The organism is Micromonospora solifontis, assembly GCF_003725545.1.
GTDB lineage: Bacteria > Actinomycetota > Actinomycetes > Mycobacteriales > Micromonosporaceae > Micromonospora > Micromonospora solifontis.
Map to the genome: position 1 here is coordinate 1 of NZ_RJLN01000070.1, position 23353 is coordinate 23353.

Below are 23353 nucleotides of genomic sequence, written 5' to 3' on the forward strand. Positions count from 1 at the left end.
CATGCGGCATCGTCACGGCCAGACGCGAAGTTCATGATCGTCCAGGTGCCCGGCTGGCCGGGTGCCGGATCGGGGTTTCGCCAGCGAGTGATCTTGTCGACCCGTAGGTCGAGACCTTCGAGCGTCACGTCGTGGCGCAGACTTTCGGCGATCAGGACTCCCGCAAGCACGGGTCAACCGTACGCGATTTTCGTGATCAGGTGCTGACCGTGTGTGTCAGTGTTGGTCGAGGGTTGCCGACAAACACTGACACCAACCCTGCCGCCGATACCTTGACCATGATGAGTGCCCGCTCGACGCTTGCGGCATGGATCGTCAGGGTTCTGGCAGGCTTTTGCCTCAGTTTCGCGTCACTGTCAACTCGCGGTGCGGTCGTGCGTGCTTCTTCTGCCGGCCGTCCGGCGAGGCGGTGCTCACCGCGGCGGGCACCGAGTTGAACGTCGACCACCTCGTGTCGGTCGGCCGTCTGGTCCGTCGTGCGGGTGTGACGGGCGTGAAGTTGACCGGCGGAGACCCGGCGCTGTATGACCCGCTGGAGGCGGCGGTCGAGCGGTTGCGCGCCGAGGCGGCCTTCGACGAGGTCGAGGTCATCTCGCGGCACCCGCGCATCGGGCCTCGCGCGGCCGGGCTGGCTCAGGCCGGGGTGACGCAGTTCAACATGAGCGTGGACACGCTCGATCCAGCGTTGCACAAGGAGATCACCGGCAAGGGAGATCACGCCGCCGTGCTGGACGCTCTGCGGACATGTGTGGCGACGGGCGTGCCGGTGAAGGTCAACATGGTGGTGATGGCCGGGGTCAATGACGACGAGGTGGCGGCCCTGGCCGCGTTCTGCGAGCGGGAGGGCGTCGCGACGCTGAAGCTGCTGGACGTCATTCAGGATCTCGACGCGGGGGCTGAGTCCTTCGCGAAGCGGCTCGCGCGCAAGCGCGCCGGGCGGGTGGTCCGGGATCTGTATGTGCCGTTGGAGTCGATCACGGCGCAGTTCGCGGCGGACGCCGTGCAGATGTCGACGCGTACGCAGGGCGGGCTGGGGCACCCGATGACTGTTCTGTCGTTCGTCTCCGGGTTCGAGGTGGTGGTGAAGGACAGCACCGCCGGCGCCTGGTACGGCTCGGTGTGCGACACCTGCCCGCTGTTCCCGTGCCACGACGCGTTGATGGCGCTGCGGCTGACGGCCGATCTGCGGTTGCAGTTCTGCCTGTTGCGCGAGGACATCACCGTGCCGTTGGCGCAGTTGCTCGACAGCGGACGTGACGGTGGCGAGCTGGAGGCGACCGTGCGACGGGCGCTTGACGTCTACGCGGGGGCGACGTTCCGTGCCGCGGCACCTCAGGTGGCGGTGGTGTCATGACGATGCTGCTGCCGTCTCCGTCGCGGCGTCGTCTGGTGATCCTGGCCTATCCGCGGGTGGAGCACGAGAAGGACTACCTGTACCACTGGATGCCGTTCTCGCTGCTGACGATCGCGCAACGTCTCCTAGCAGACGGCGACGTCGATGTGGTGATCTTCGACGGGAACCAGCGCACCGCGCAGGAGTGGACCGCGTTTCTGGACGAGCACCTCGACCGGGCGGTGTGTGTCGGTGTCAGCATCATGACCGGCGGCGGGCAGATCCGGCACGCCTTGCAGATGGTGCGGGAGGCGAAGCTTCGCCCCGGCTGCCCGCCGGTGGTGTTCGGCGGGCCGCACGTCAACGTGCTCGGGGAACAGACCGCCGCGCACGACCTGGTGGACATGGCGCTGGTCGGCCCGGGGCAGCGGTCGATGCCGGAGCTGGTGCGCTGCCTGCTGGGCTCGGGCCGGCTGGAGCAGGTTCCGGGGCTGCTCATGACGCGCGGCGGGCAGCTGGTGAAGGGGCCGGCGAACACGCCGAAGACGGAGATGATGGCCCGGTATCCGTGGCAGTTGCTCAACGTGCAGGAGTACGTCCGCGACGATCCGACGGTGGCGCCGCGGACGCTGAACTACGTCTCGTCGCAGGGCTGTGTCTACAAGTGCCAGTTCTGCTACGAGCTGACCTACCAGCGGGCCTGGTCGTCCATGCCGGCCGACCCGCTGGTGCAGGACATCGCCGAGCTGGTCGAGGCGTACGACCTGAGCGGGGTGAAGTTCTACGATGCCGACTTCTTCGTCCAGCCCCGCCGGGCCGTCGACTTCTGTCAGGCGCTCGCCGCGCGTCAGCTCGACGTCGCCTGGGCGGCCTCGATCAACCCGAACGATGTGCTGCGCTCCCGCAAGCAGCGACTCGACCTGTTGGGCAGCATCGCCGCCTCCGGGTGCCGGCGGCTGCTGATGGGCATCGAGTCGGGCTCCGATCGGGTGCTGCGCGACATCGTCCGTAAGGAGATCACCCGGGAGCAGGCGTACGACGTGGCAGCCGACATCGCCGCGCACGGCATTCTCGGTTGCTACACGTTCATCGTCGGGTTCCCCGGCGAGACCGACGCCGAGGTGGACGAGACCTACGACCTGCTCACCGCGATCAGCCAACTAACTCCACGGCCGGAGACGCGGGTGCACCTGTTCGGCCCGTTTCCCGGTACGCCGCTGTTCGATGACGCGCTGCGCTACGGGTTCGAGGCGCCGCAGACGTTGGAGGGCTGGGCCGACTTCGACTACTACGACTCGCAGACGCCGTGGACGTCGGCGGCGACCGTCGCGCGTGCCCGCGCCCACACGCGCCTGGTGAAGCAACCCGGGGCAGCGCGAGCGGAGGTGCCGGCGTGAGGCCCGGACAGTCGAAGGGCGACTCGGAGGACATGATGCGTGGCCTGGTGCTGATGGAGAGCCTGGCCGGCGGGCGGCTGCCCATGCCCCTGCCGGCGGTGGTGGTACGCCAGTATCCGCACCTGCTCGGCGGCACCCTGCCGGTGCAGATCACCGAACTCTCCGTGACCCGCCACCGGGTGCTGACGGTCGCCATGCAGGTGGCCGAGGTGCTGCTGCCGCAGCGGTTCTACGCGCACTTCCTCGACGACGAGCGGATGTACGTGGCGTTTCCGAACTGCGTGACGGTCATCGACCGTGACGACCCCGCTTCGGCGGACACCGCACGCGCGGTCGGCGCGCTGTTCGACATCCCGGCGGCCCAGATGCGGTTCGAGGAGATGTTTGTCAACGACCACCCCGACTCGCCGCGCACCGAGGCGGCCTGATGGGCGGCGGGCAGGATCTCGCGGTGGTGATCGGCGGGTCCGGTGCCATCGGCCGCAGCGTGGTGGCCGAGCTGCGCACGCGCGGGCTGGGCGTGATCGCTACCCACCACGGGCAGCACCCCAGCGACCCCGACGCCGGTACTGGCTGGGTGCCGTTCAACGCGGCCAGCGGCGACGCCACGGGGCTGCGTGCGGCCGTGGATGCCGTTCCTAACCGGCTTGCCGTCGTGGTGTTCGCCGTCGGCGTTCCGTCTTCGAAACGGCCGGTTGCGGATACGCCTGGAGAGGAGTTCGCCCGACTGTTCGCGGTGAACGCGCTCGGGCTCGTCACGGCCTGGCAGGCACTCGCCGCCCGGGCCCGCGCCGGAGCGGCCCGGCTCGTCGTCGTCAGCTCGGACACCGTGCGGGTGGCCGGGGCCGGCAACGGCGCGTACACCGCGTCGAAGGCGGCGCTGGAGGCGCTCGCGCTGACGCTGGCCAAGGAGGAGGCCCGCCACGGCGTGCGGGTCAACGTCATCGCGCCGTCGCTGGTCGCGTCCCCGCAGGCCGAGCAGATCCTCGCCGTCAAGGGCGTGACCGACATCGGCGCGCACTATGCCGGGCTGCCCGCTGGGCGGGCGTTGACCGTGCAGGAGGTGGCAGGCGTCATCGGCGGGTTGGGCTGCGACCCGGTGTGGGACTACGCCACCGGCACGGTGGTGCGGCTGGTCTTCGACAGCGGGGCTCGGTAGGAGGCGACGATGACGCTGGGGTACATGCGCTGGCTGGCTGACCTCGAACGGCCGGGCCTCGCCGGTGAGCCGGAGACCGACGTCCTGGACATCGGCTTCGTCCCGGACGGGGCACGGCTGCCCGGGTTGGCGGCGCTGGTGCAACGGCTCGCCGAAAGGTTCGGCGACGCGCAGGGCTCGCCGCCGAGGGTCACGGTCGTGGTGACGGCGGCGCTGGACGCCGCGAGCGCGGTGTACGCCAACGCCGGCCAGGCCGAGACCGCGCTGGTCGCCGCGCTGCGGGATCGGCTGGCCGCCGTCGACGGCCCGACGGGCCTGACGCTGGTCCAAACCCTGCCGCACGCCGACCCGATGTCGGCGCAGGCCGTGGAGCAGGCGAACGCGGGCGTGGCCGAGGCCGCGACGGCCGCCGGTGCAGTGGTGGTGCCCGTGCACCGGGTGGCCGACCTCGACGTGCTGGCCGCCGGTGAGGACTTCGCGGCGGTGGCCGCCGCGCTCGAGGCGCTCGGGCGCCGCGACCGCGTCGGCTACCTGTGGAACCGTCTGGTGGACCTGGCGTGGGCGCACTGGCAGGCGCTCGCCCCGCACCTGGCCACCGCGCCCAAGGTGTTCCTGACCGATCTCGATGGGGTGCTGTGGCCCGGCACGGTGGCCGAGGACGGCCTGCCGGACGCGCTCACGGCCGGTGGGATCGTCGGCCAGCTCGGTCACCGGGTGTGGCGGCAGCATCTCGCCGAGCGGCAGCGACGCGGCGCTCTGCTGGCAGGCATCAGCAAGAACGACCCGGCCGAGGCGCAGGCCGCCCTCAACTGTGTTGACCCGGCCGTGCCACTGGCGGAGCTGTGGGCCGCGCCGGACGTCGACAAGACCGCCGCGACCACGTGGGCGTTGGGCTACTTCGACCGGATCGCCGCGCACCACGCGGCGTTCATCGACGACAACCCCGGCCAGCAGGAGCGTCTGCGCGCCGCGTACCCGGCACTGCACGTGCCCGCGGTGGCGGCCACCCCGCTGCTCGTCACCGACCTGTTCCGGCAGCTACACCCCGGCAGCGACCAACCGCCCACGACCTCGGACCTGCAACGGACACGCTTCTACCAGGCCCGCCGCAGCGGCGAACTCGTGCCGGAGATCGTGTGTATCGAGGACCCAGCCGACGAGGAGACCCTGCGGCGGCTCGCGCAGTTGCACGCCCGCACCAACCAGTTCAACATGACCACCCCGCGTCGCACCGCCGATCAGTTGGCGGCCCTGGTCGCCGACCCGGCGTGGAGCGTCCTGGCGTTTCGGGTCACCTACCACGGCTCAGACCTGGCCGACGAGATCGTCGGGTGCGCCGAGATCACCTTCGCGCCGGACGGCCCGGCCCTGCTGGACTCGTTCCTGGCAAGCTGCCGGCTGCTGTGGGCCGGAGCCCAGCGGCGCATGTTCGGCCAGGTCCAAGCCGTCGTGCTCGGCCGGGGCGTCAAGGAACTGACCGCCCGGTGGCAGCCCAACGGCCGCAACGAGACCTACGCCCAGTGGTACGCCCACCAGCAGTGGGCCGAGCCGGTGCCGGACGGGGCAGGGTTCTCGTTCACGGGCACGACCGTGACCCGCGACGGGGAAAGCCCCGACGATCTTCTGACGGTGATGGCCCGCTACCTCGACGCCACCCTGCAGCCGGCTCCCGAGACGCCGATGCAGAGCCGCGTGCGGGACAGCGACGGCGCAACCGAGGTGCTCGTCCCCGGAGGCCCGGCCACCCTCGGGCTCCGCGCGGAGGACCGCGCCGTGGTCCGGTCCGTGTTCGGGCTCGATCCCATCGGCGAAGATCCACGCCCGGTCGACCTCGCACCGTTCTGGATGGATCAGCACCTCGTCAGCCGCGACATGTTCGCCGCCTTCCTCCGCGCGGCCGACCGAGCGGAACAGGCCGCAGCTGTCGACGCCACCGGCGAGCAGTACGTCATCGGCCCCGTCGCGGACGCGCGACCGGCGTTCGGGACGGGACAACTGCCGGCCGTCGTGCCCTGGATCTGGGCGCAGCGCTACGCGCTGTGGGCCGGCGGTCGGCTGCCCACCGAGGACGAATGGGAGTTCGCCGCTCGTGGCACCGACGGCCGCTGGTTCCCCTGGGGCGCCGCTGTGCCCGCGCCGCCGCGTTGCTTGGCCCGAGGCTCGGCCCTCCATACGATTACCGCCAACCGTTGGGGGACCTCGCCGTTCGGAGTCCAGGACATGACCGGCCACCTGTGGCAGTGGTGCTCCGGCAGCTACCGCGACCACCCGCAGTACCGAGGCGGTGACACGCGCGCCAACGCCTACTTCCTGCGCGCCACCGTGCGCCCCCTGGAGTCCGCCGAGCACTGCGGGCACCTCGTGGGCTTCCGCGTCGTCCGCGACGCCGCCTGAGAAGATCAACCAGGAAGGTAGACACGATGCCCACCACGATCCGGCCACCGGCTGCACCGCCCGGTTCCACCGTGGCAGTGACTGCCACATCGTCCCCGGTGAGCGGCGACGACCTCGACCGGCTCGTCGGCTACCTGCGCGCTCGCGGATACGAGGTGCGCACCTACCCGAGTTGCCGGGCCGCCACCGGCTACCTCGCCGGTCCGGCCGAGCAACGCGCCGCCGACCTCACCGCCGCCTTCACCGACCCCGACGTGCGGCTCATCGTGCCCGCCACCGGCGGCAAGGGCGCGGCGCAACTGCTGCCCCTGCTGGACTACGACGCCATCGCCGCCAACCCCACCATCTTGACCGGCATGTCCGACCCCGCCGTTCTCCTCAACGCGATCCACGCCCGCACCGGCCTGCTCACCCTGCACGGCCCCTCCGGCTACGACTTCTTCCAGCACCCGGTGCACGAAGACACCGCCACCGCCTTCTTCGAGGCCATCACCGGTGGCCTGACCGGGCGGGAGGTTCCGGGCAAGGACTGGAGAACCCTGCGCGGCGCGGGCGCCACCGTGAGAGGCCCGGTCGTCGGAGGGCACCTCGGCAGCATCCGCGCGCTCGTCGGGACCGACTACTTACCCGACCTCGACGGCGCCGTCCTGGTCCTCGAAGAGGTCTTCGTGGACTGGGTGGACATCGACGCCGCCCTCACCCACCTGCGGCTGGCCGGCGTCTTCGACCGGATCGCCGCGCTCGTCGTCGGCGTGCCCGTCGATACCAGCCGGGGCGACGCGCCCGACGCGAGCTGGGACGACCTGATCGTGCGTTGCGTCGGCGGCGCCTTCCCGGTGATCACCAACGTCGAGTTCGGGCACACCCCCCGCAAGATCCCGCTGCCGATCGGCGGTGCGGTCGAGCTGCGACTCGACGACGAAAGCCCTGTCCTGCGCTACTGCGACGACCTAATCGAGGCCCGATGAGCAGCCACGACCTTGTCCTGGACCTGGACAGCCACGTCGACTTCACCTACGCGCTGGAGACCTACCTGATCTATCCGTGGGTGCGTGACGGTGACGAGCTGGTCCGTCCGCTACGCATCGGTCCCAAGGACGCCCACCACGCCGTCGCGCGGATCAGGCAGAGCGCACCGAGCCAGCTCACCGCCCGGGTCACCGTGGACGACGCCGTTCCCGATGGCCTTGAACAGGTTCGCGCCGCGCTGGTGCGCTGCCTGCAACTGGACTACCCGTACGAACAGGTCATCGCCCTCGCGGCCGGCGATCCGGTCCTGCAAGCCGCCGTCAGCCACCGCGGCCTCGGTCGCGGCAAGCTCTACCCCGACGTGTTCGAGGCGCTGTGCGGGGTGGTGTGCGCCAAGCGCACCAACTTCAACCGCATCTACGCCATGATGCGCAACCTCGCCGCCGCCTTCGGCGAGCCCAGCGGCGAGACGGTGGCCGGCGAGCCCGTGCACGTGTTCCCGACCCCGCCCATGATGGCCCGCGCCACCGACGAGGAACTGCGCGCCTGCAAGGTCGGGTTCCGCGCGAAAGACCTCGCCAACGTCGCCGGCTACCTCACCGAGGTCGGCTACACCTGGGCCGACTGGCGCAGCCGCCCACCCGGTGAGGTGATCTCCGACCTGCTCGGCATCAAGGGCGTCGGCCCCTACACCGCCAACCTCACCGCGAACCTCGTCTACGGCAGCGGCGGCATCCCCCACGTCGACACCTACGTCATCGACGTCATCGGCCGCCTCTACCTCGACAACCCCAACCCCAGCCCCGAAGCGGTCGCCGCGTTCATCGACCAACGTTGGGGACACCTCGGCGAGTACGTCCTCGACTTCCTCACCACCGACACCGAACAGTGGGTCAGCACGATCGGCAAGACCGTGGGGGTGCGCTCCGGTGCCCGGTCCTGACACCCGCCTGCGGGTCGCGATCGACGCTCGCTACTGGCGCGGCAGCTTCCAGACCGGCGTCGAACGCTACATCCTGCTCCTGCTCGAAGCCCTCGGCACCGTGCACGAGCACGTCCACACCGCCGTGGTGGTCCGCGACAGTGAGCGGGCCGCGTTCCCGGTCGACGCGTTCCCGCACGTCGACGTGCTCACCGTGAGCACCCGCCACGCCCACGCCCTGACCCGAGCGCTACGCGGCTTCGCCCCGGACCTCGTGCACTACCCGTTCGACCTGCCCCGCCGGTTCGACCACCCCGCCGTCTACACGCTGCACGACCCCGGCCGCTACCTGTACCCCGACCTGATGGTCAAACGCATCCGCGAGCAGGACAACGACCTCCTGCGCGAACAACTGCGCCACCCACAGCTACGCGCGATCATCACCGTCTCTCAGTCCAGCCGCGCCGACATCCTCAACGTCTTCGGTGAACCGCCCCAGCCGCTGGCCGTCGTGCCGAACTTCATCGACAGCCGTTTCGCCGCCCAACTCCACCACGCTCGCGCCACGGCCCGACCGCCCGCGCAGCCGTTCCTGCTCACCGTCGGCGTCTACATCCCCACCAAAAACATCCCCCGCCTGGTCCGGGCCTTCCGACTCGCCCGGCACGCCGCACCCGACACGGTGCCCCCGCAACTGAGGCTCGTCGGGCGGCTCGGCTGGGAACGGGGCCTCCCCGTCAACGGGGCGCCGGACATCGCCGTCCTCGGCCACCTCAGCAACGAACGCCTCGCCCAGCACTTCGCCACCTGCACCGCGTTCGTCTGGCCGTCGTTCTACGAGGGCTTCGGCCTGCCCGTGCACGAGGCGCTGGCCGCAGGCGCGCCCGTGCTGGCCGCCGACACCCCGGTCAACCGGGAGATCGCTGGTGACCTGGTGACCTACACCGACCCGTACGACGACGACCAGATGGCCAAGGCGATCATCACACGCTGCCAGCAGCCCGCGCCCCCGGCGCAGACCGTCGCCGCGCACCTCGCCCACTACACCGCCGCGACCGCAGGCACAGCCCTGCTCGCCACCTACCGCCGCGCGATCGGCCGATGATCTAGCCACCACCCCGCCCAACCCTGACAATGGTGACGGTCGCCAGGTCAGGAGCAATCGTGGTCAACCAGCGCTATGCCCGCCACATCGGCATCGTGCAGCAACTACGGTCCAAGAGCTGGGTCTCGGCCACCGCACTCGCCACCCGCTTCGATGTCAGCGTCCGCACCATCTACCGCGACATCGAGGAACTGAGCATCGCCGGGCTGCCGATCGAGTCCGTCGCCGGGCGCGAGGGCGGCTACCGACTCAGCGCCGAAAGCCCCGTCGACCCGTTGATCATGGACGCGGACGACGTGCTCCGCCTCTACGTGCTCGGCCTCATCGACAACGGAGACGAAGCCATCACCGACCCCGGCCTCCTCCAAGCCGGCGGCGTCAGCGCCTACGCCCGCGACACGCTCCGCAAGATCGGGCAACGCATCTACTTCGACACCCGCGACTGGTACTGGCAAGACGAAGGATCAGGCCACGTCCCGGCCATCCGCTACGCGCTGCTGACCAGCACCGCCATCGAGATCACCGTCCGCGTCAAACGCTCCACCGCAGCCGAGTCCATGACGGTCAAGCCATACGGGCTGGTCTGGAAGGGCGGCGAGTGGTGGCTCGTCGCCGCCCCCACCCGAGGTGAGCCCCGCCGCTTCCGCCTCAACCTGATCGACCGACTCAACCGGACGGACCTGACCTTCACCCACCCCGGCGACGCGTTCGACCTTCGCCAATGGTGGACCCAAGATCTCGAAGACTACGGACGCGGCTCCATCCGAGTCGCCCTGCATGTCCAAGCCAGCGCCCGCGAGGAGATGCTGCGGCTCGGGCTCAAACCCGACTCCGAGATCCAACACGGGCAAGACGGCACCGTGCGCATCGTGCTGTACGTGGACAACTGGCAGTGGCTCGTCCCGCTGGTGGCCAGCTTCGGCGCCGACGTCGCCGCCGAGGAACCCGCAGAACTTCGCCAGGCACTACAACAGCACTACCAACGAGCGCTAGCGACCTACGACCACGATGGCGATACCCGCACGGATGCCAGTTACCTCCACGACGACAGTCGGCTACGCGCCACCCGAGGCCGCAACCCACGCAGTTCCCGATAGCTCCACCGCGATGACACCGGACGCCGCCCTCTACGGGAAGCAAGACGCCATCTGTCGCCGTCCTCCATCAAGATCAGACAGCAGTCGACGTCGAGGTCTGGAAAGTCGCTTTAGTCGCTTTGGTGCATCGGCCGTTCGGTCGATCTGCCGAACAGCGGAGGCCGGGAAAGCGCTTTCTGATCAGTATTAGGGGGTGCGTAGGAAGTTTCGGGAGTGGCAGCCCCGCTGGGCCGGCGACCATACTCGGAGGCCGGCGTTTCGGGAGGGGGTGGCGGGCACGTGGCGCGGCAGTACGCGGTTGGGCAGCAGGAGAACTCGCTGCAGCCTCCGGCCCGGCGGTCCGGTGATGCTCAGCTGCATGGGTTGGGGCCGCGGCATTGGGCGGTGCTGTCGGTGCTGGCCGAGCACGGGGTGCTGCACACCGGTCAGGTCACGACGTTGCTGTTCGGCAGTCGTCCGGCCGCCGCGCGGCATCTGGGCGCGCTGGCGCGGGCCGGGCTGGTGTGGCGGTTCGTCCACGACGACGACCCGCGCCACGTGGCGTACTACGAGTTGAGCGCGGCGGGGGCGCAGGCGTTGACCGCGCGGCTGCGCGAAGCGGGCCGGGCAGTGCCGGTGGCGTTGGGCCGGCCCGGTCGGGGCGAGTTCGTGGTCAACGAGTTCTTCGTCGGGCTGGCCGCCCATGCCGGCAAGGATCCGCGGTGTCAGTTGTTCCGGTGGCGGCGGGCGTTGGAGGCCGCCGCGTTGCTGCGGGAGCACGGCGTGGCCGAGGTGAGGCCGAGCGCGTACGGGGTGTGGATCGAGGGCGGGCGGGCCGTACGGTTCGTGCTGCACGTCGAGCACACCGCCGGAGCGGGTGCCCTGTCCGGGCTTGCTGCGCCGCCCCAGGCGGACGTCCTCCTGGGGGGCTACCGGCGCGCGCCGCGTGGTGTCCCGGTTGCCGCGGTCCTGGTGCTGTGCCCGAGCGTGGAGCGGGAGATCGAGGTGCGTCGTGGCGTGGCTGCCGCGCCGTTGCCGGTGACGGTCGGCACGGCGACCCTCGACCGGCTGTTCGACGCGTCCAGCGCCGCTGAGGCGATCTGGGCCGTGACCGGGGCCGAGGGTCTGCGTCGGTTGGCGGAGGTCGGTCGGTAGCAGGCAGTGGGTGGGCAGCTCACTCCTCACCCGGATGAGTGACCCGGCCCCGCATGCTAGCGGCGTGACCGGCGGGAATCGATACAGTCACCTGCGATGGAGCGGCGGGCACCCCCAAGGGTCGGGGGCTTCCTCAAAGCGCCCGCCGCTCCCATCCTTCGCCCCGAGAGGGCCAGCTCGGCAGGACGGCGGACCTGCCGCCCGCTCGGGACGTGGTGACGGGGCGACGTGCCAACGGGGACCGCCGCCCACAGCAGCGGGTCAGCCGTCGCCCCGTCGCCAACTCACCGCCGGTGCAGCCTCTTCAGGGCGGCGCGGATGGCGGGCACCGCTTCGGCCGGGTGGTGGTCGCGGGGCAGCTCCCGGATCGATCGCCTCGTAGATCGCTTCATCGATGTCTTTGACGGTAAGGTCGCCGGGGAGGCGTTGGAACCAGCGGTACCCGGTCGGCCGCTGCGGCAGTCCCACGTCCCGCAGATACGAGTTCGCGCCCTCGTCGATGATCTGTTGATCGTCGGAGGTGCGCGGCACGAAGAACGTGCGCTCGCCGGTGCTGTCGATGACCGTCACTTCGACCTGATGGTGCCGGGTTTCGACGCACCGCGCGAGGGTGGCGGGGTCGGCGAGGTAGCCGAGCATGGCGTCCCAGCCTGATTCGCTCAGCTCCCAGAACCGGCCATCAGGGGTGTCGATGGCGTCGCGGCGATCGGAGATGCCCGGCGGTGATCCGGGGAATGGTCTGGCCGTGTCCCAGGCGTTCGGTGCGGCGCTGGTATCGCTCATGATGCGCTCCCTCGGCCCGTGACCTGGCAGACAAGACGGTCCGGCTTGGCTGCGCCGTCATGGCGGGAAGCGGCGCCCATCCCGCAGTTGTGACGGCCAGGTCGGTGAGCCGGTTACGCACGGGGTGCCAGCGGGTTGTCGGGGCCGAGCAGCGGCAGGATGCCGGTGATGATGAGGACGCGCTGGACCTGACCGGTGGGGTGCAGCAGGGTCAGGGCGCCGCCGGCGAGAGCGGCGGCGTGGTGGGCCGAGACGAGCACGCTGATGACGGTGGAGTCGATGAAGGTCACGGCGGCCAGGTCGACGTCAACGGTCGGGGTGGCGGCGATGGTGGCGGTCAGCCGGTCGCTCAACTGCTCGACGCTGCTGAGGTCGAGTTCCCCGGCGAGGGTGACCAGAGTGCGGTCTGGGTGGGGCTGGCTGTGCCAGTGCCAGAGGTTGGCGGGGTCGCTCATGGCTCGTCCGGCGGGCACAGGTCGGCGCTGACCGTGGCGGTCAGTCCGTGCGGGCTGGTGTCCAGTGTGAGGCCGCCGGTGAGGTGGTGGGCGAGCCAGAGGCCGCGCTGGCCGGGAACGTTGGCGTTGGGCAGCGCGGGCACGTCGGCGCTCGTGCCGCCGCCGTGGTCGCGGACCTGACAGGTCAGGCGTCCGGGCTGGCGGTGCAGGCGCAGCTCGCCGCTGCCGCCACCGTGGCGCACGGCGTTGGTGACCAGCTCGTGCACGGCGAGCACGAAGTCCTCCCCTTCATCCCCGCTCAGGCCCGCGCGGGCGACCGCCGCCGTGAGAGTGTGGCGCACCTCGGGCACCAGCTCGGCGGTGAACACCACGACCAGCAGCAGAACACCCTCGATGTTCGACGGTGTGGGCGCCTGTCCGTAATCAGCCGATCCGCTGACCATGCGCGGACCATACCCCACCCGAGCAGCCGCCGCCTCGTGACAGCCGTCCGAGTACCGGACGGCCTTCGTCGCACTGATCGGCCGGTCATTGCTCACTCGCCGGTCAGGTCCCGCAGGCGCTCGGCGGTGAACCACACGTACTGCCGGCTACAGGCTCCCTCGATGCCGGCGGCGTCAGCGCGGCGGCCGAGGTCGGTGAGGAAGCCGTCGAGATCGGCGAAGCCGGGCGGCGGCTTCAGCAGCCACAGGCGTCCTCGCGGCCGTCTGGTGATGCCCGCCTTGGCCAGCAGGGCGTCCGTGTCGTTGTCGACCTCGGTCCGGGACTCCCAGCTGGAGCGCATGGTCTGCTCGCGCAGCACCTCGTAGGTTGTCGGGTTCTGTTCGTACCACGTCTCGTAGCGGGCGGCCCGGTCGGGCACCCAGGTGCGCAGCGGGCGGGGCCACACGGCGGGCAGGAAGACCAGCATGGGCGCGTCCGGGGCCAGGTGCCAGCCCCGCGCGGTCAGCTCCCGCACCTCAGGCAGCTGCTCCGGTGTCAGGCCGTCCACGTCCGGCGCGCGTGCCGCCGCCGGATGCGCGGACTGGTCGACGCCCCAGTCGTAGCCGATGTCCACGCCCGCACTCTACGACCACTCCCGCAAGCTCACCCTCGTGTGAGCAGGCTTCTCAAGGTGACCGAGGATGTATTCCTACGTCGGAAGGCCGTTCAGCCGGAGCGGTGCCGCGGCGACCCGTGACACGACCGCCGCTCAAGCGCCCCTGACAGACTCGTGGGCGGCTGTCAGGCTCGAGGTGAACCGGCTGCGGAGGGGTTGACAGCCCTAGGGTGAGGTCGGGTCGGGTGCTGACAGAGTCGCTGCGAGTCCGTGGGTTGCGGATCGGTCTGGACCGATCCGCAAACCCAAGAGCTACCTAGCCCGCCGACGGACAGACCGCCATGCGCTCAGCCGGAGCGTCGGATTTTGCGCATGAGCATCGCCCAGACCCCATACCCAGACCCGACGTTCCCGGTGATCGCACCTGCGGCGGAGCCCATGAACAGGGCATTCGCGCAGTCCGGGCACACCTCCCGGCCGGTGATCGTCTTCTCGAACGGCTCCCGGACACTGCGACCACAGTCAGGGCAATCCCGGCCTGACAATCCCATCCACGCCTCCCGCGATCGGGCGCTCAAGAGTACGACCACCCCGCACCGAAAGCAGATCATCGGCAGTCTTGGACGTGGACTTCACCCGCAGCAGGCTCGGGGCGGCGCGCTAAGCAGCCAACCCGTGAACGACACGCTCGCGCGTGGCGGTGACAGCGGCCGCGGTCGCCCGAGATGACACTGGCCAGCACGGCCCAGGCCGTCGCTGACCCGCCGGGCGTTGCCACCGCGCCGCCGCGCGGCACCCATTTGCACCTGGAAGGACGTCGCCGTGCCGCTTGATGGGAGCTGGTTGCTGCGGCGGCGCGTCGCGGAACTCGACGCCACGCCACCAGCGTCACCGGGGCCTGACGACCCTCGGCTGCGGCACTTCCTGTCCGTCATGCAGTTGCACACCGACACGCGAATCGAGGCCGAGGTGGGCGGCCCGGCCATCGTGGGCGCCGCGCAGGCCGACGAGATCATCGGCACCTGCCGGCTGCTCGCCGACATCCGCCGCAATCACCCCGCGCTGGTCGACGGGCCGCTGCGCCGTGACGAGCAGACGTGGATCGGCACCAGCCGGCAGGTACCCGAACTCGCCGCGCACCGCTTCGTCGCCGCGCGCGACCGCAAGTCGGAGCCGCCCAGCACGAAGCCCTTCGGCCTCGGCCTCTACACCAGCACCGCGGTGTCCGGTGGCCGCAGCATGTGGCGGGCCTACCTCGACAACTATCACGGCTCCTGGCTGTATCCGCTGCCCTGGTACACCTGGCGGCTGCTGGCGACGCCGGACGCCCGAGTCCTGGAGGTGACCCGGGCCCGCGACTGGGTCGCCTTCCTCGAGGCTTACCCACGAGTGGTTGAACGCCTGGTGTTCCCCGACTGGGCTGCGGTCGCCGCCGACCTCGACGGCATCCACCTGACCCTGCCCGCGGTGGCCGCCATCCAGGGCTTCAACCTGCCCTCCGCTCACGGCCTCACCGCCGCCGCCTTCTGGGATCTGGAGACAACCCTCTGGCTGCGCTGGTGCTTCAGCGAACCGGAACTGTCAGACGTCACACGGTAATCCCGGCGACCCGGGCGGTGGCCCGGCGGCTGCTGGCCCGACCGTCGCCGGCACTGCGCCTGGCTGACGCAAGGGACGGCTGTCCAGCGGACCTGACCGAGACAGTGGGGGTTGGACAGCTCTCGGCAATCAGGGTGGGTCTGGTGCTGACAGCCTCGCTGCCTCTGCTGACGGAGGTCACTGTGGGCCTGGGTGGTTTGCGGATTGGTCTGGACCCGATCCGCAACCTGACAGTCCGTGAAGAGGCCGGTCCGCGCCGAGTTTTGCCTGGTGAGGAGACCGGCGACTGACTATGTCTTCTCTCCCCCGGGGAAGCGGATATCCGCGTAACAGCGCGAAAGGGAGTGTGTTGATGCCGTCCGGAACGACTGATCGGCTGCGGGCCTCCGGCGGCCCCAGCGAACACCTGTTACTGCTGCTCAACGATCACCGGGTGATGACCACTGACCAGCTCGCCCGTGCCACGGCGACTCCGGCGCGGACGGTGCTGTACCGGCTGGAGCAGCTGCGCACGGCCGGTCTGGTGGACTACGACCGGCCCGGCCGCCAGCGCGGCAGCGCGCCGCACCACTGGTGGCTGCGTCCCGCCGGAGCCCGCCTGGTCACCGGGACGTCTCCGGCGGACGGACGCCGCCCGTCGGCGCTGTTCAGCGCGCACGCGGCCACCATCACGGAGGTGTGGCTGGCCCTGCGCGAGCACGGCCCGGCCGTGGGGTTGACGTTGACCGGGTGGGCCACCGACCGGGCCGGGTGGCAGGAGTGGGAAGGCTCGGCCTCGCGGTGGGGTGGCGCGAGCGTGAAGCGGCTCACCCCGGACGCCGTGTTGGAGGCGGTCCTGGACGACGGGCAGGAGGTGGCGGCGTTCATCGAGGTCGACCTGGCGTCGATGACGCAGACCCAGCTTCGGGGCAAGCTCGACCGGTACCGGGCCTACGCCCGCGACGAGGCGTGGCGGGGCCGGTTCCCGTACTGCCCGCCGCTGCTGCTGCTGACCACAACCGGCCATCGGGCGGTCACCTTCACCCGCAACGCCGCCCGCCATCTCGGCGACAAAAGCCTGCCCGGCTATGGGCGGCGGCCGGTCGGCGACTTCGACCTGATCGCCGCGCACGGGCGGCTCGTCGTCGCCGCGGCCGGTTGCGTCCGTGATCCGGCCCGCGCGGTCACCGAGCACGCCTGGACGCTGACCGACCCGGAAGCCGCCGAGGTCACCCTGACCGCGATCTGCACCGAACGCGCCACCACCGCCGCCGCCGCGTGGCCGGCCTACCAACGGCAGGAGGCCGAGGCCGACCGCCTGCGGCGCGACGACACGCTGCGGCGTATCCGCGTCAGACCGCGTCCGCTGCTCCCGCTGCTCGGCCCGGCGGCGGTCGACCTTGTCAGCTACCTGCTCGACACCCACCACGACCCGACCGACCCATTCACACCCCACCTCGACACTGACGCGACCCTGGACGCCCTGGCCGAGTGGTGGCGGCGCAGCCCCCGCTCCAGCGGCGACACGCCCGCCCTGGCCGCCACTCTCACCCGCCTCCACCAGCAGGCGTGGTCACACCAGGTCCGCCAGCTCGCACACCTCGCCACCAGCACCGGGGAGGACCGGCCCGCCTGGTACGCCGCCGCCGCGCACCTCGCCGGGCGGCGCCTGCTCACTCCCGCCGAGCACCACCAGCTTGGCGACGCTCCCACCCGCGACGCCGCGCAGGCGCAGGTGTGGCGCTACTGGCAGCCACCCGGCCACCGGGACGAGGCCACGGCACCGACCTACCCGCAGTGGCGCGACCAGCAGGTCACCGCCGAGTGGACCCACCTGTCCTGGTGGCAGCGCCAGCGCACCGACCGCGCGACGCTCGCTGCGGCCTTCGACGTCGAGCACCTGACCGCCTGCGCCCGCTGCGCGCTCACCATCCCCGCCACCGACACCGGCGACTGCCCCGGCTGCCACCACAGCAAGCGCCTACCCCACGACCAATGCCACACCGTCACCCCCCTGACCGACCTCATCGCGGCCCTGCTCGCCGACACCACCAACGACGCCTGACCGGCGTGCGTACCTGCCTACACGCCCCCAGGCGGCCCGCAGCGGGCGCGGCAGCGACGTAACCGATCGGCCGTCAACCCGTCCTGGAACTTGGTTTCGGCTCGGCCGTCGCGATCACAACCACAGGGGGAGGCAAGAGATCAACGCGGTATAGGTGGGCGATTCTGTAACCAGTCCTCGATCAGACGGCGCAGCCACCAGTACCACCCCGCGGACAGCAGGATGCAGTAGCTCGGGGCGCCGCCAGCCCGGACGACCAGGCCGCCGGGGTCGTCGGCAGGGGCGTAGAACTGAACATCGAACGGCAGGCTTGCCTCGTGGGCTAGTTCGCACCGCAGCCACTTCCACATCAGTTGGTCGACGGTCACGAGCTGACCTCGGTGTTCCACGCTGATGTTCCAGGTGTGGCGTGCGGCGAGGAAACTGCGGAAGGCAGCGCCGTGGCTACTGCCGGGCTGCTCGGCGCATGCGGCGGCGTCGACAGCGACCAGCACGCTGAGCAGGGCACCTTCTCGGCGGCCGGCGGTCCACAGCACCTCCGCGTCGATCATCCGCTCGCCGACGCCCATTTGAGCAGTCCTTCACTAGTCGTGGCTGCGTCGCTGCCGCCACTGAGCGGCAATCTCGCGAGCCCGTTCCGCACCCTTCATCCCGGCCTTGGCTAGCGCACCACTCGCTGCCTGCGCCGAGCCCGCCGTACGACCGCCAGCCTGCCGCGCTTCCGCAGGCATCAGGGCGTTCATCTCACGAGCACCGCCAGCGGCCATCCAGTCCAGTTGGTGCTCCTTATTGACGAACTTCCGTCCGCCGGCAACCACCTGCCCGCATCCGCACTTGCACGCCATGCAGCGGACTCTACAGCGTCCCAGGCAGCGTCGTTGATAGCCAAACGTCAACCCCAGCCGCAAGCCCGACACGGGCTGCGAAGCGGTCCCGTACAGCCCTGTCGGGAACCACCTCGTCCCAACGCTGCTCGTGCGGATGAGCCAGCACGCACCTACCCCACGCTTCACACCCGAACTCCCGGCCCACGCCGGGCCACCTCGTCCCGTGCCTTCGGTGCTGAACCTGCCATCGAGAGGCGACGGGAGCGCGGGCGGCAACGCCCGCAGACCAACCACCACGACAGGAAGGACAAGGCGATGACCGCAGACGACCGCAACCGAGCGACCGTGACTGTGGAGAACGATGGCCACGAGCCAACCGACGACACCTAACCCACGCCGTCGCCCACCAGGCGACCGGTCACCGGACCCTGGCGCACCCGCGTCGGGCCGGGACCTCACCCCCGCCCACCAGCCGCCCGGCCAGCCCAACGCACGGGGGACGTTACCGCTGGCCACCCACCCGCCCAGTGTTCGGGCGACAGCCCGGATCACACCCCGACCCGCCCCACCCACCGACACCGACGACCCGCGACCGGCCACCGAGCAACCCGCCGACGGGTCGCCGCAGGTGCGGGCGCTGATGCGGGCACGCCTCGCGGCGATGGCCGCGCCCCGCGACACCGACGACCCCGAGTTGGCGGCGCTGCGGGCCGTGCTGCGCGACGAGGCGCTGATGGCCCACGTGCGAGCGAACGTGGACCGGTGGCCGCCGCTGACCGATGAGCAGCGAGACACACTCGCTGCGCTGTGGCCACCAGCGAGCCGCTGACGCCCATACACCCGGTGAGGGGAGCCCCACCTTGGGGGCTCCCCTCACCCGCGCCGTACCTACCGCACGTCGGCCTGGAACTGTGCGGGGGTGCCGCCGAGGGAGTGTTTCGGGTCGACCCGGACCGAGGCGATGTCGAAGCGGCGGCCGGGGCGGGCGGACAGGATCGTCACGGTGCACAGCCGGTCCACGATGACCCGCTTGTCCGCCACCGGCATGTCCTTCCACGCCTTCACCGGATCTGCAGCGTTGACCACCTCCGCCAGCGGGTCGTCGGTCACCGTCACGTTGAGCAGTTCGTCGATCTCGCTGATGCGGATGTTGGCGCGGCGGGTCGCGGCGCGTACCTGCTCCTGAGTGCGCAGCCCCAACACTTCGTCCTCGGCCATCCGCGCCAGCGTCTGGCGCAGCGTCGCCTTCTCCGTCCGCAGGGCGGCGGCGTCCACGTCCGGCGCGGCCGGAGCCAACAACTCGTACGCGCGAGGATGAGTGATCGCGTACATGACGTGGGCGAAGACCACCTCATCGGTGCGGTGGGCGTTGCGGGCCACGTGGTTGTACTCCCGGCATGTGTACCGAGGGTTCGTTCCGCCACGGGTCACGTGACAGGTCGCCGGACGCGTCGTCTCCATGCCCGGAGGGCTGCACAGCCCGCACCGGTACACGCCCGTGCCGACCCAACGCGGCGGCGCGCCCGGCGCGGTCTGCCGCGCCGGATCCGTCAGCAGGTCGCGCACCGCCTCGAACGTCTCCGGCGCCACGATCGGCTCCCACGGCGCGCTCACCCCGTCGAGGATCTCGCCCCGGTAGACGATCAGGCCGGCGTTGCGCGGGCGCAGCAGCACATCGCGCAGCGTCTCCGCCGACCACTTCGCGCCGGTCACGGTCGGCACGTCCTTGTCCCGCAGTTCAGCCGCCAGCGCCCGCAGGCTCACACCCTGCAACAGCCGCCGCGAGCAGTCCGCGATCACGTCCGTCTCGGTCTTGATCGGGGTGATCCCGGAGCGGCAGTCCCGTCCGCCGTGCCACGCGCACACCGCCTCGTCCGTCCGTCCGCCGTCCGGGACGATCTTCGGCGGCCCCGAGCAGAACCCGAACGGCCGTTTCCCGCCGCCGTACTGGCCGTTGAGGGCCTGACGCTCCCGCGCGGCGGCCACCCGCCGCGCCGTGTCCCGCGACGCCTTGTTAGCCACCAACACCCGGATCTCCGCGTCGAAGTTGTCCCGGCCCTTCTCCATGTGCAACGAGCCGGTGACCGACTCCACCACGATGTCGTGCGGCGAGTGGTCCACCACATCAATCAGATCCTGCAAGTCCTTCGGATCACGAAACGCCCGATCCAGATCCAGACACAGCAGAGCGTTCGCGCGCCCGGCCGCGAGGTCCGCTAGAGCCTCCCGCAGATCAGGCCGGAACACCCGGTACTCCCGCCGCCCGTCCGGAAGCGTGATCTTGCGCCGCTTGTAGGCAGACAGACGCGGGTTCTTGATCACCTTCCACACGTCCCACCCGAGATCGTCAGCCTTGCCATGCATACGACGCAGCTGATCATCAAGCCCGAAAGGAATACCTTCATCGGTGAGATCCACGTCTTCCCTGTTGTCAGACAGACGCGCCAGCAAGATCGCCCTACGCCGAGAGGAAACAGCCATGACTAGATACTGTGCTATAACACGGGGTCCGGCAAGACCATGCTGGCCCGGGCCCTGGCCAACGAGATCGGCGCGGACTTCGTGGAAATCCGCACCCCGGAGATCCTGGACAAGTACCTCGGCGGCTCGGAACGCAACATCAAGCGGATCTTCCGGGAGGCGCGCGGCTACCGGCGGCCGACCGTGATGCTCTTCGACGAGTTCGACAGCATCATCAGCTACGCCGGGGCCGGCGGGGACGCCGCCAGCCAGGCGGTCAACGCGGTCGCCGGCATCTTCAAGCAGGAGATGAACACCCTGTTCGAGGAGAACCCGGACGTGATCGTGGTGGCCACCACCAACTTCCCGCAGCGGGTGGACGCCTCGCTGATCCGCTCCGGCCGGTTCGACCTCAAGATCGCCATCCCGGCGCCGGACGAGACCGGCCGCGCCGAGATCATCACCAAGATGATCCGCGAGCTGATCGACCGGCACGAGCAGCCCGGCTTCCGGATGTTCGCCGCCGACGTCGACCCGGTCGCGCTGGCCGTCGACACCCCCGGCCTCACCGGCGCCGACCTGCGCGAGGTGCTGCGCCGGGTGCAACTCGCCAAGGCGATGCGGGAGGCCACGGTGGGTGCGCCGGCCGCCCCGATCAGTCAGGATGACCTCCGGGAGGCCGTCGCGGGGCTGCGCCGCGGCTGACGACGGCCCACGGAAGGAGCCCCGTGTCGTCGTCCACCCTGCTGTCCCGCCGCGACCTGGCGTTCCTGCTCCACGACTGGCTGGACGTGACCCGGCTGACCGAGCGACCCCGCTACGCCGAGCACTCGCGGGACACCTTCGACGCGGTGCTCGACCTCGCCGCGCAGGTCGCCGCCGAGCACTTCGCCACCCACAACAAGGCCGCCGACGCCACCGAACCCAGCATCGACGGCGGCCGGGTGCGGATCATCCCGCAGGTCAAGGCCGCCCTCGACGTGTTCGCCCGGACCGGGCTGCTGGCCGCCACCATGGACGAGTCGGTCGGCGGGATGCAGTTGCCGCACGCCGTGGCGGAAGCCTGCTTCGCCTGGTTCCAGGCCGCCAACGTCGGCACCGCCGCGTACCCGTTCCTCACCCGCGGCAACGCCAACCTGCTGCTCGCCCACGGCAGCGCCGAGCAGATCGACACCTGGGTCACCCCGATGGTCGAGGGCCGGTTCTTCGGCACCATGTGCCTGTCCGAGCCGCAGGCCGGCAGCTCCCTGGCGGACATCACCACGCGAGCGGAACCGCAGGACGACGGCACCTACCGGCTGACCGGCACCAAGATGTGGATCTCCGGCGGCGACCACGAGCTGGCCGAGAACATCGTCCACCTGGTCCTCGCCCGGATCCCCGGCGGGCCGCCCGGGGTGAAGGGCATCTCGCTGTTCATCGTGCCCAAGGTGCTGGTGGACGGCGACGGGAGGCTGGGCCCGCGCAACGACGTGGTGCTGGTCGGGCTCAACCACAAGATGGGCTACCGGGGCACCACCAACACCCTGCTCAACTTCGGCGAGGGCGTGCACCGGCCGTACGGGCGGGCCGGGGCGGTCGGCTACCTGGTGGGCGAGCCGCACCAGGGGCTCGCGCAGATGTTCCACATGATGAACGAGGCCCGCATCGGCGTCGGCGCCGGCGCCACCGCCCTCGGCTACACGGGCTACCTGAAGTCCCTCGCGTACGCCCGGCAGCGCCCCCAGGGCCGGCCGGTCGCCGACAAGGACCCCACCGCCCCGCAGGTGCCGATCATCGCGCACCCCGACGTACGCCGGATGCTGCTGGCGCAGAAGAGCTACGTGGAGGGCGCGCTCGCGCTGATCCTCTACTGCGGACGGCTGCTCGACGAGGAGAAGACCGCGCCCGCCGAAGCCGACCGGGCCCGCGCGCACCTGCTGCTGGACCTGCTCACCCCGATCGCCAAGAGCTGGCCGTCGCAGTGGTGCCTCGCCGCCAACGACCTGGCCATCCAGGTGCACGGCGGGTACGGCTACACCCGCGACTACGACGTCGAGCAGCACTGGCGGGACAACCGGCTCAACCCGATCCACGAGGGCACGCACGGCATCCAGGCGTTGGACCTGCTCGGCCGCAAGGTCACCATGCGGGCCGGGGAGGGGCTGGAGCTGCTGCTGGAGGCGATCCGGGCCACGGTGACCCGGGCCTGGAAGGCGGAGGGTTTCGCCGCCGAGCTGGCCGGCCCGCTCGGGTCGGCCATCGACCGGATCGCGGTGGTGACGCGGCGGTTGTGGGGGAGCGGGGATCCGGAGCTGGCGCTCGCGAACGCCGCTCTCTACCTGGAGGCGGTCGGGCATGTGGTGATCGCGTGGATGTGGCTGGAACAGGCGCTCGCGGTGGAGGCGCTGGGATCGCCGGACGGGGCGGAGGGGGAGTTCCTGGCCGGGAAGCGGCAGGCGGCGCGGTACTTCTTCCGGTACGAGCTGCCGAAGACGGCGGCGCAGTTCGACCTGCTGGAGAGCCTGGACCGGACGACGCTGGACACCCGGGAGAGCTGGTTCTGAGACTTGGCGAAGATGCCGGCCGGTGAGGCGCGGATCCTCGGGAGGTGAGCGTTCACATAAGATCTTGCGGACCCCGGACAAGAGGAGGCC

General features: G+C 70.6%; 21 protein-coding genes. 15 read left to right on the plus strand and 6 right to left on the minus strand.

From position 1 onward, the window contains the following. The first annotated feature begins 307 nt into the window (after positions 1-307). The 10 genes from EFE23_RS20845 to EFE23_RS20890 all read left to right on the plus strand — a co-directional run bounded on the left by EFE23_RS20845 (position 308) and on the right by EFE23_RS20890 (position 11510). Positions 308-1354 carry a radical SAM protein gene (locus tag EFE23_RS20845; protein WP_123242626.1) on the plus strand — a complete coding sequence of 349 codons (1047 nt, stop codon included), beginning with the start codon at positions 308-310 and terminating at the stop codon, positions 1352-1354. Then, on the plus strand, positions 1351-2730 hold the full coding sequence (locus EFE23_RS20850) for a B12-binding domain-containing radical SAM protein (protein ID WP_123242627.1): 1380 nt from the start codon (positions 1351-1353) through the stop codon (positions 2728-2730). The genes EFE23_RS20845 and EFE23_RS20850 overlap by 4 nt, the downstream gene beginning before the upstream one ends. Beyond that, positions 2727-3158 (plus strand): hypothetical protein, encoded by a 432-nt coding sequence (locus EFE23_RS20855; protein WP_148058498.1) that lies wholly within the window; start codon positions 2727-2729, stop codon positions 3156-3158. The genes EFE23_RS20850 and EFE23_RS20855 overlap by 4 nt, the downstream gene beginning before the upstream one ends. After that, positions 3158-3889, plus strand: a complete 732-nt coding sequence (locus tag EFE23_RS20860) for an SDR family oxidoreductase (RefSeq protein WP_123242629.1) — start codon at positions 3158-3160, stop codon at positions 3887-3889. The genes EFE23_RS20855 and EFE23_RS20860 overlap by 1 nt, the downstream gene beginning before the upstream one ends. A gap of 9 nt (positions 3890-3898) precedes the next feature. Then, on the plus strand, positions 3899-6283 hold the full coding sequence (locus EFE23_RS20865) for an SUMF1/EgtB/PvdO family nonheme iron enzyme (RefSeq protein WP_123242630.1): 2385 nt from the start codon (positions 3899-3901) through the stop codon (positions 6281-6283). 26 nt (positions 6284-6309) lie between these two features. Then, entirely contained in the window at positions 6310-7251 is a 942-nt protein-coding gene (locus tag EFE23_RS20870) for a S66 peptidase family protein (protein WP_123242631.1), read from the plus strand. Continuing rightward, entirely contained in the window at positions 7248-8195 is a 948-nt protein-coding gene (locus tag EFE23_RS20875; RefSeq protein ID WP_123242632.1) for a DNA-3-methyladenine glycosylase family protein, read from the plus strand. Before EFE23_RS20870 ends, EFE23_RS20875 begins: the two co-directional genes overlap by 4 nt. After that, on the plus strand, positions 8182-9279 hold the full coding sequence (locus tag EFE23_RS20880; RefSeq protein WP_123242633.1) for a glycosyltransferase family 4 protein: 1098 nt from the start codon (positions 8182-8184) through the stop codon (positions 9277-9279). The genes EFE23_RS20875 and EFE23_RS20880 overlap by 14 nt, the downstream gene beginning before the upstream one ends. A 59-nt stretch (positions 9280-9338) precedes the next feature. Further along, positions 9339-10376 (plus strand): helix-turn-helix transcriptional regulator, encoded by a 1038-nt coding sequence (locus EFE23_RS20885; RefSeq protein WP_158675897.1) that lies wholly within the window; start codon positions 9339-9341, stop codon positions 10374-10376. A 384-nt stretch (positions 10377-10760) separates the two neighbouring features. Beyond that, the gene (locus EFE23_RS20890; RefSeq protein WP_158675898.1) at positions 10761-11510 is read left to right on the plus strand and encodes a replication-relaxation family protein; all 750 of its coding nucleotides are present in this window, start codon (positions 10761-10763) and stop codon (positions 11508-11510) included. 261 nt (positions 11511-11771) lie between these two features. Here EFE23_RS20890 and EFE23_RS20895 read toward each other — a convergent pair whose 3' ends face one another. The 4 genes from EFE23_RS20895 to EFE23_RS20910 all read right to left on the minus strand — a co-directional run bounded on the left by EFE23_RS20895 (position 11772) and on the right by EFE23_RS20910 (position 13805). After that, complete coding sequence (locus tag EFE23_RS20895; protein ID WP_123242636.1) at positions 11772-12293, minus strand: DUF5956 family protein; 522 nt, start codon at positions 12291-12293, stop codon at positions 11772-11774. Positions 12294-12406: 113 nt separating this feature from the next. Beyond that, entirely contained in the window at positions 12407-12748 is a 342-nt protein-coding gene (locus EFE23_RS20900) for an STAS domain-containing protein (RefSeq protein ID WP_123242637.1), read from the minus strand. Next, positions 12745-13191 carry an ATP-binding protein gene (locus EFE23_RS20905; protein ID WP_123242638.1) on the minus strand — a complete coding sequence of 149 codons (447 nt, stop codon included), beginning with the start codon at positions 13189-13191 and terminating at the stop codon, positions 12745-12747. The genes EFE23_RS20900 and EFE23_RS20905 overlap by 4 nt, the downstream gene beginning before the upstream one ends. Before the next feature lie 92 nt (positions 13192-13283). Then, positions 13284-13805, minus strand: a complete 522-nt coding sequence (locus EFE23_RS20910) for a DUF5956 family protein (protein ID WP_123242639.1) — start codon at positions 13803-13805, stop codon at positions 13284-13286. 825 nt (positions 13806-14630) lie between these two features. Here EFE23_RS20910 and EFE23_RS20920 point away from each other — a divergent pair. Then, positions 14631-15386, plus strand: a complete 756-nt coding sequence (locus EFE23_RS20920) for a hypothetical protein (RefSeq protein ID WP_233601086.1) — start codon at positions 14631-14633, stop codon at positions 15384-15386. Between the two features lie 352 nt (positions 15387-15738). Beyond that, positions 15739-17430, plus strand: coding sequence for a replication-relaxation family protein (locus tag EFE23_RS20925; RefSeq protein ID WP_255421169.1), 1692 nt, complete (start codon positions 15739-15741; stop codon positions 17428-17430). Positions 17431-17570: 140 nt separating this feature from the next. On the opposite strand, the gene EFE23_RS20930 is transcribed toward EFE23_RS20925, so the two are convergent. Further along, entirely contained in the window at positions 17571-17999 is a 429-nt protein-coding gene (locus EFE23_RS20930; protein WP_123242642.1) for a hypothetical protein, read from the minus strand. An 898-nt stretch (positions 18000-18897) separates the two neighbouring features. Between EFE23_RS20930 and EFE23_RS20935 the strand changes: the two genes are divergently transcribed. After that, positions 18898-19086 carry a hypothetical protein gene (locus EFE23_RS20935; protein ID WP_148058500.1) on the plus strand — a complete coding sequence of 63 codons (189 nt, stop codon included), beginning with the start codon at positions 18898-18900 and terminating at the stop codon, positions 19084-19086. A gap of 59 nt (positions 19087-19145) precedes the next feature. On the opposite strand, the gene EFE23_RS20940 is transcribed toward EFE23_RS20935, so the two are convergent. Beyond that, a complete protein-coding gene (locus EFE23_RS20940) occupies positions 19146-20708 on the minus strand; it encodes a recombinase family protein (protein ID WP_158675900.1) in 1563 nt (520 codons plus the stop codon). Positions 20709-20747: 39 nt separating this feature from the next. Here EFE23_RS20940 and EFE23_RS20945 point away from each other — a divergent pair, with 39 nt between their 5' ends. Both EFE23_RS20945 and EFE23_RS20950 read left to right on the plus strand, forming a co-directional pair. Further along, entirely contained in the window at positions 20748-21422 is a 675-nt protein-coding gene (locus EFE23_RS20945) for an AAA family ATPase (protein WP_255421170.1), read from the plus strand. A 23-nt stretch (positions 21423-21445) separates the two neighbouring features. Next, positions 21446-23263 (plus strand): acyl-CoA dehydrogenase, encoded by a 1818-nt coding sequence (locus EFE23_RS20950; protein WP_123242645.1) that lies wholly within the window; start codon positions 21446-21448, stop codon positions 23261-23263. The last annotated feature ends 90 nt before the right edge of the window (positions 23264-23353 follow it).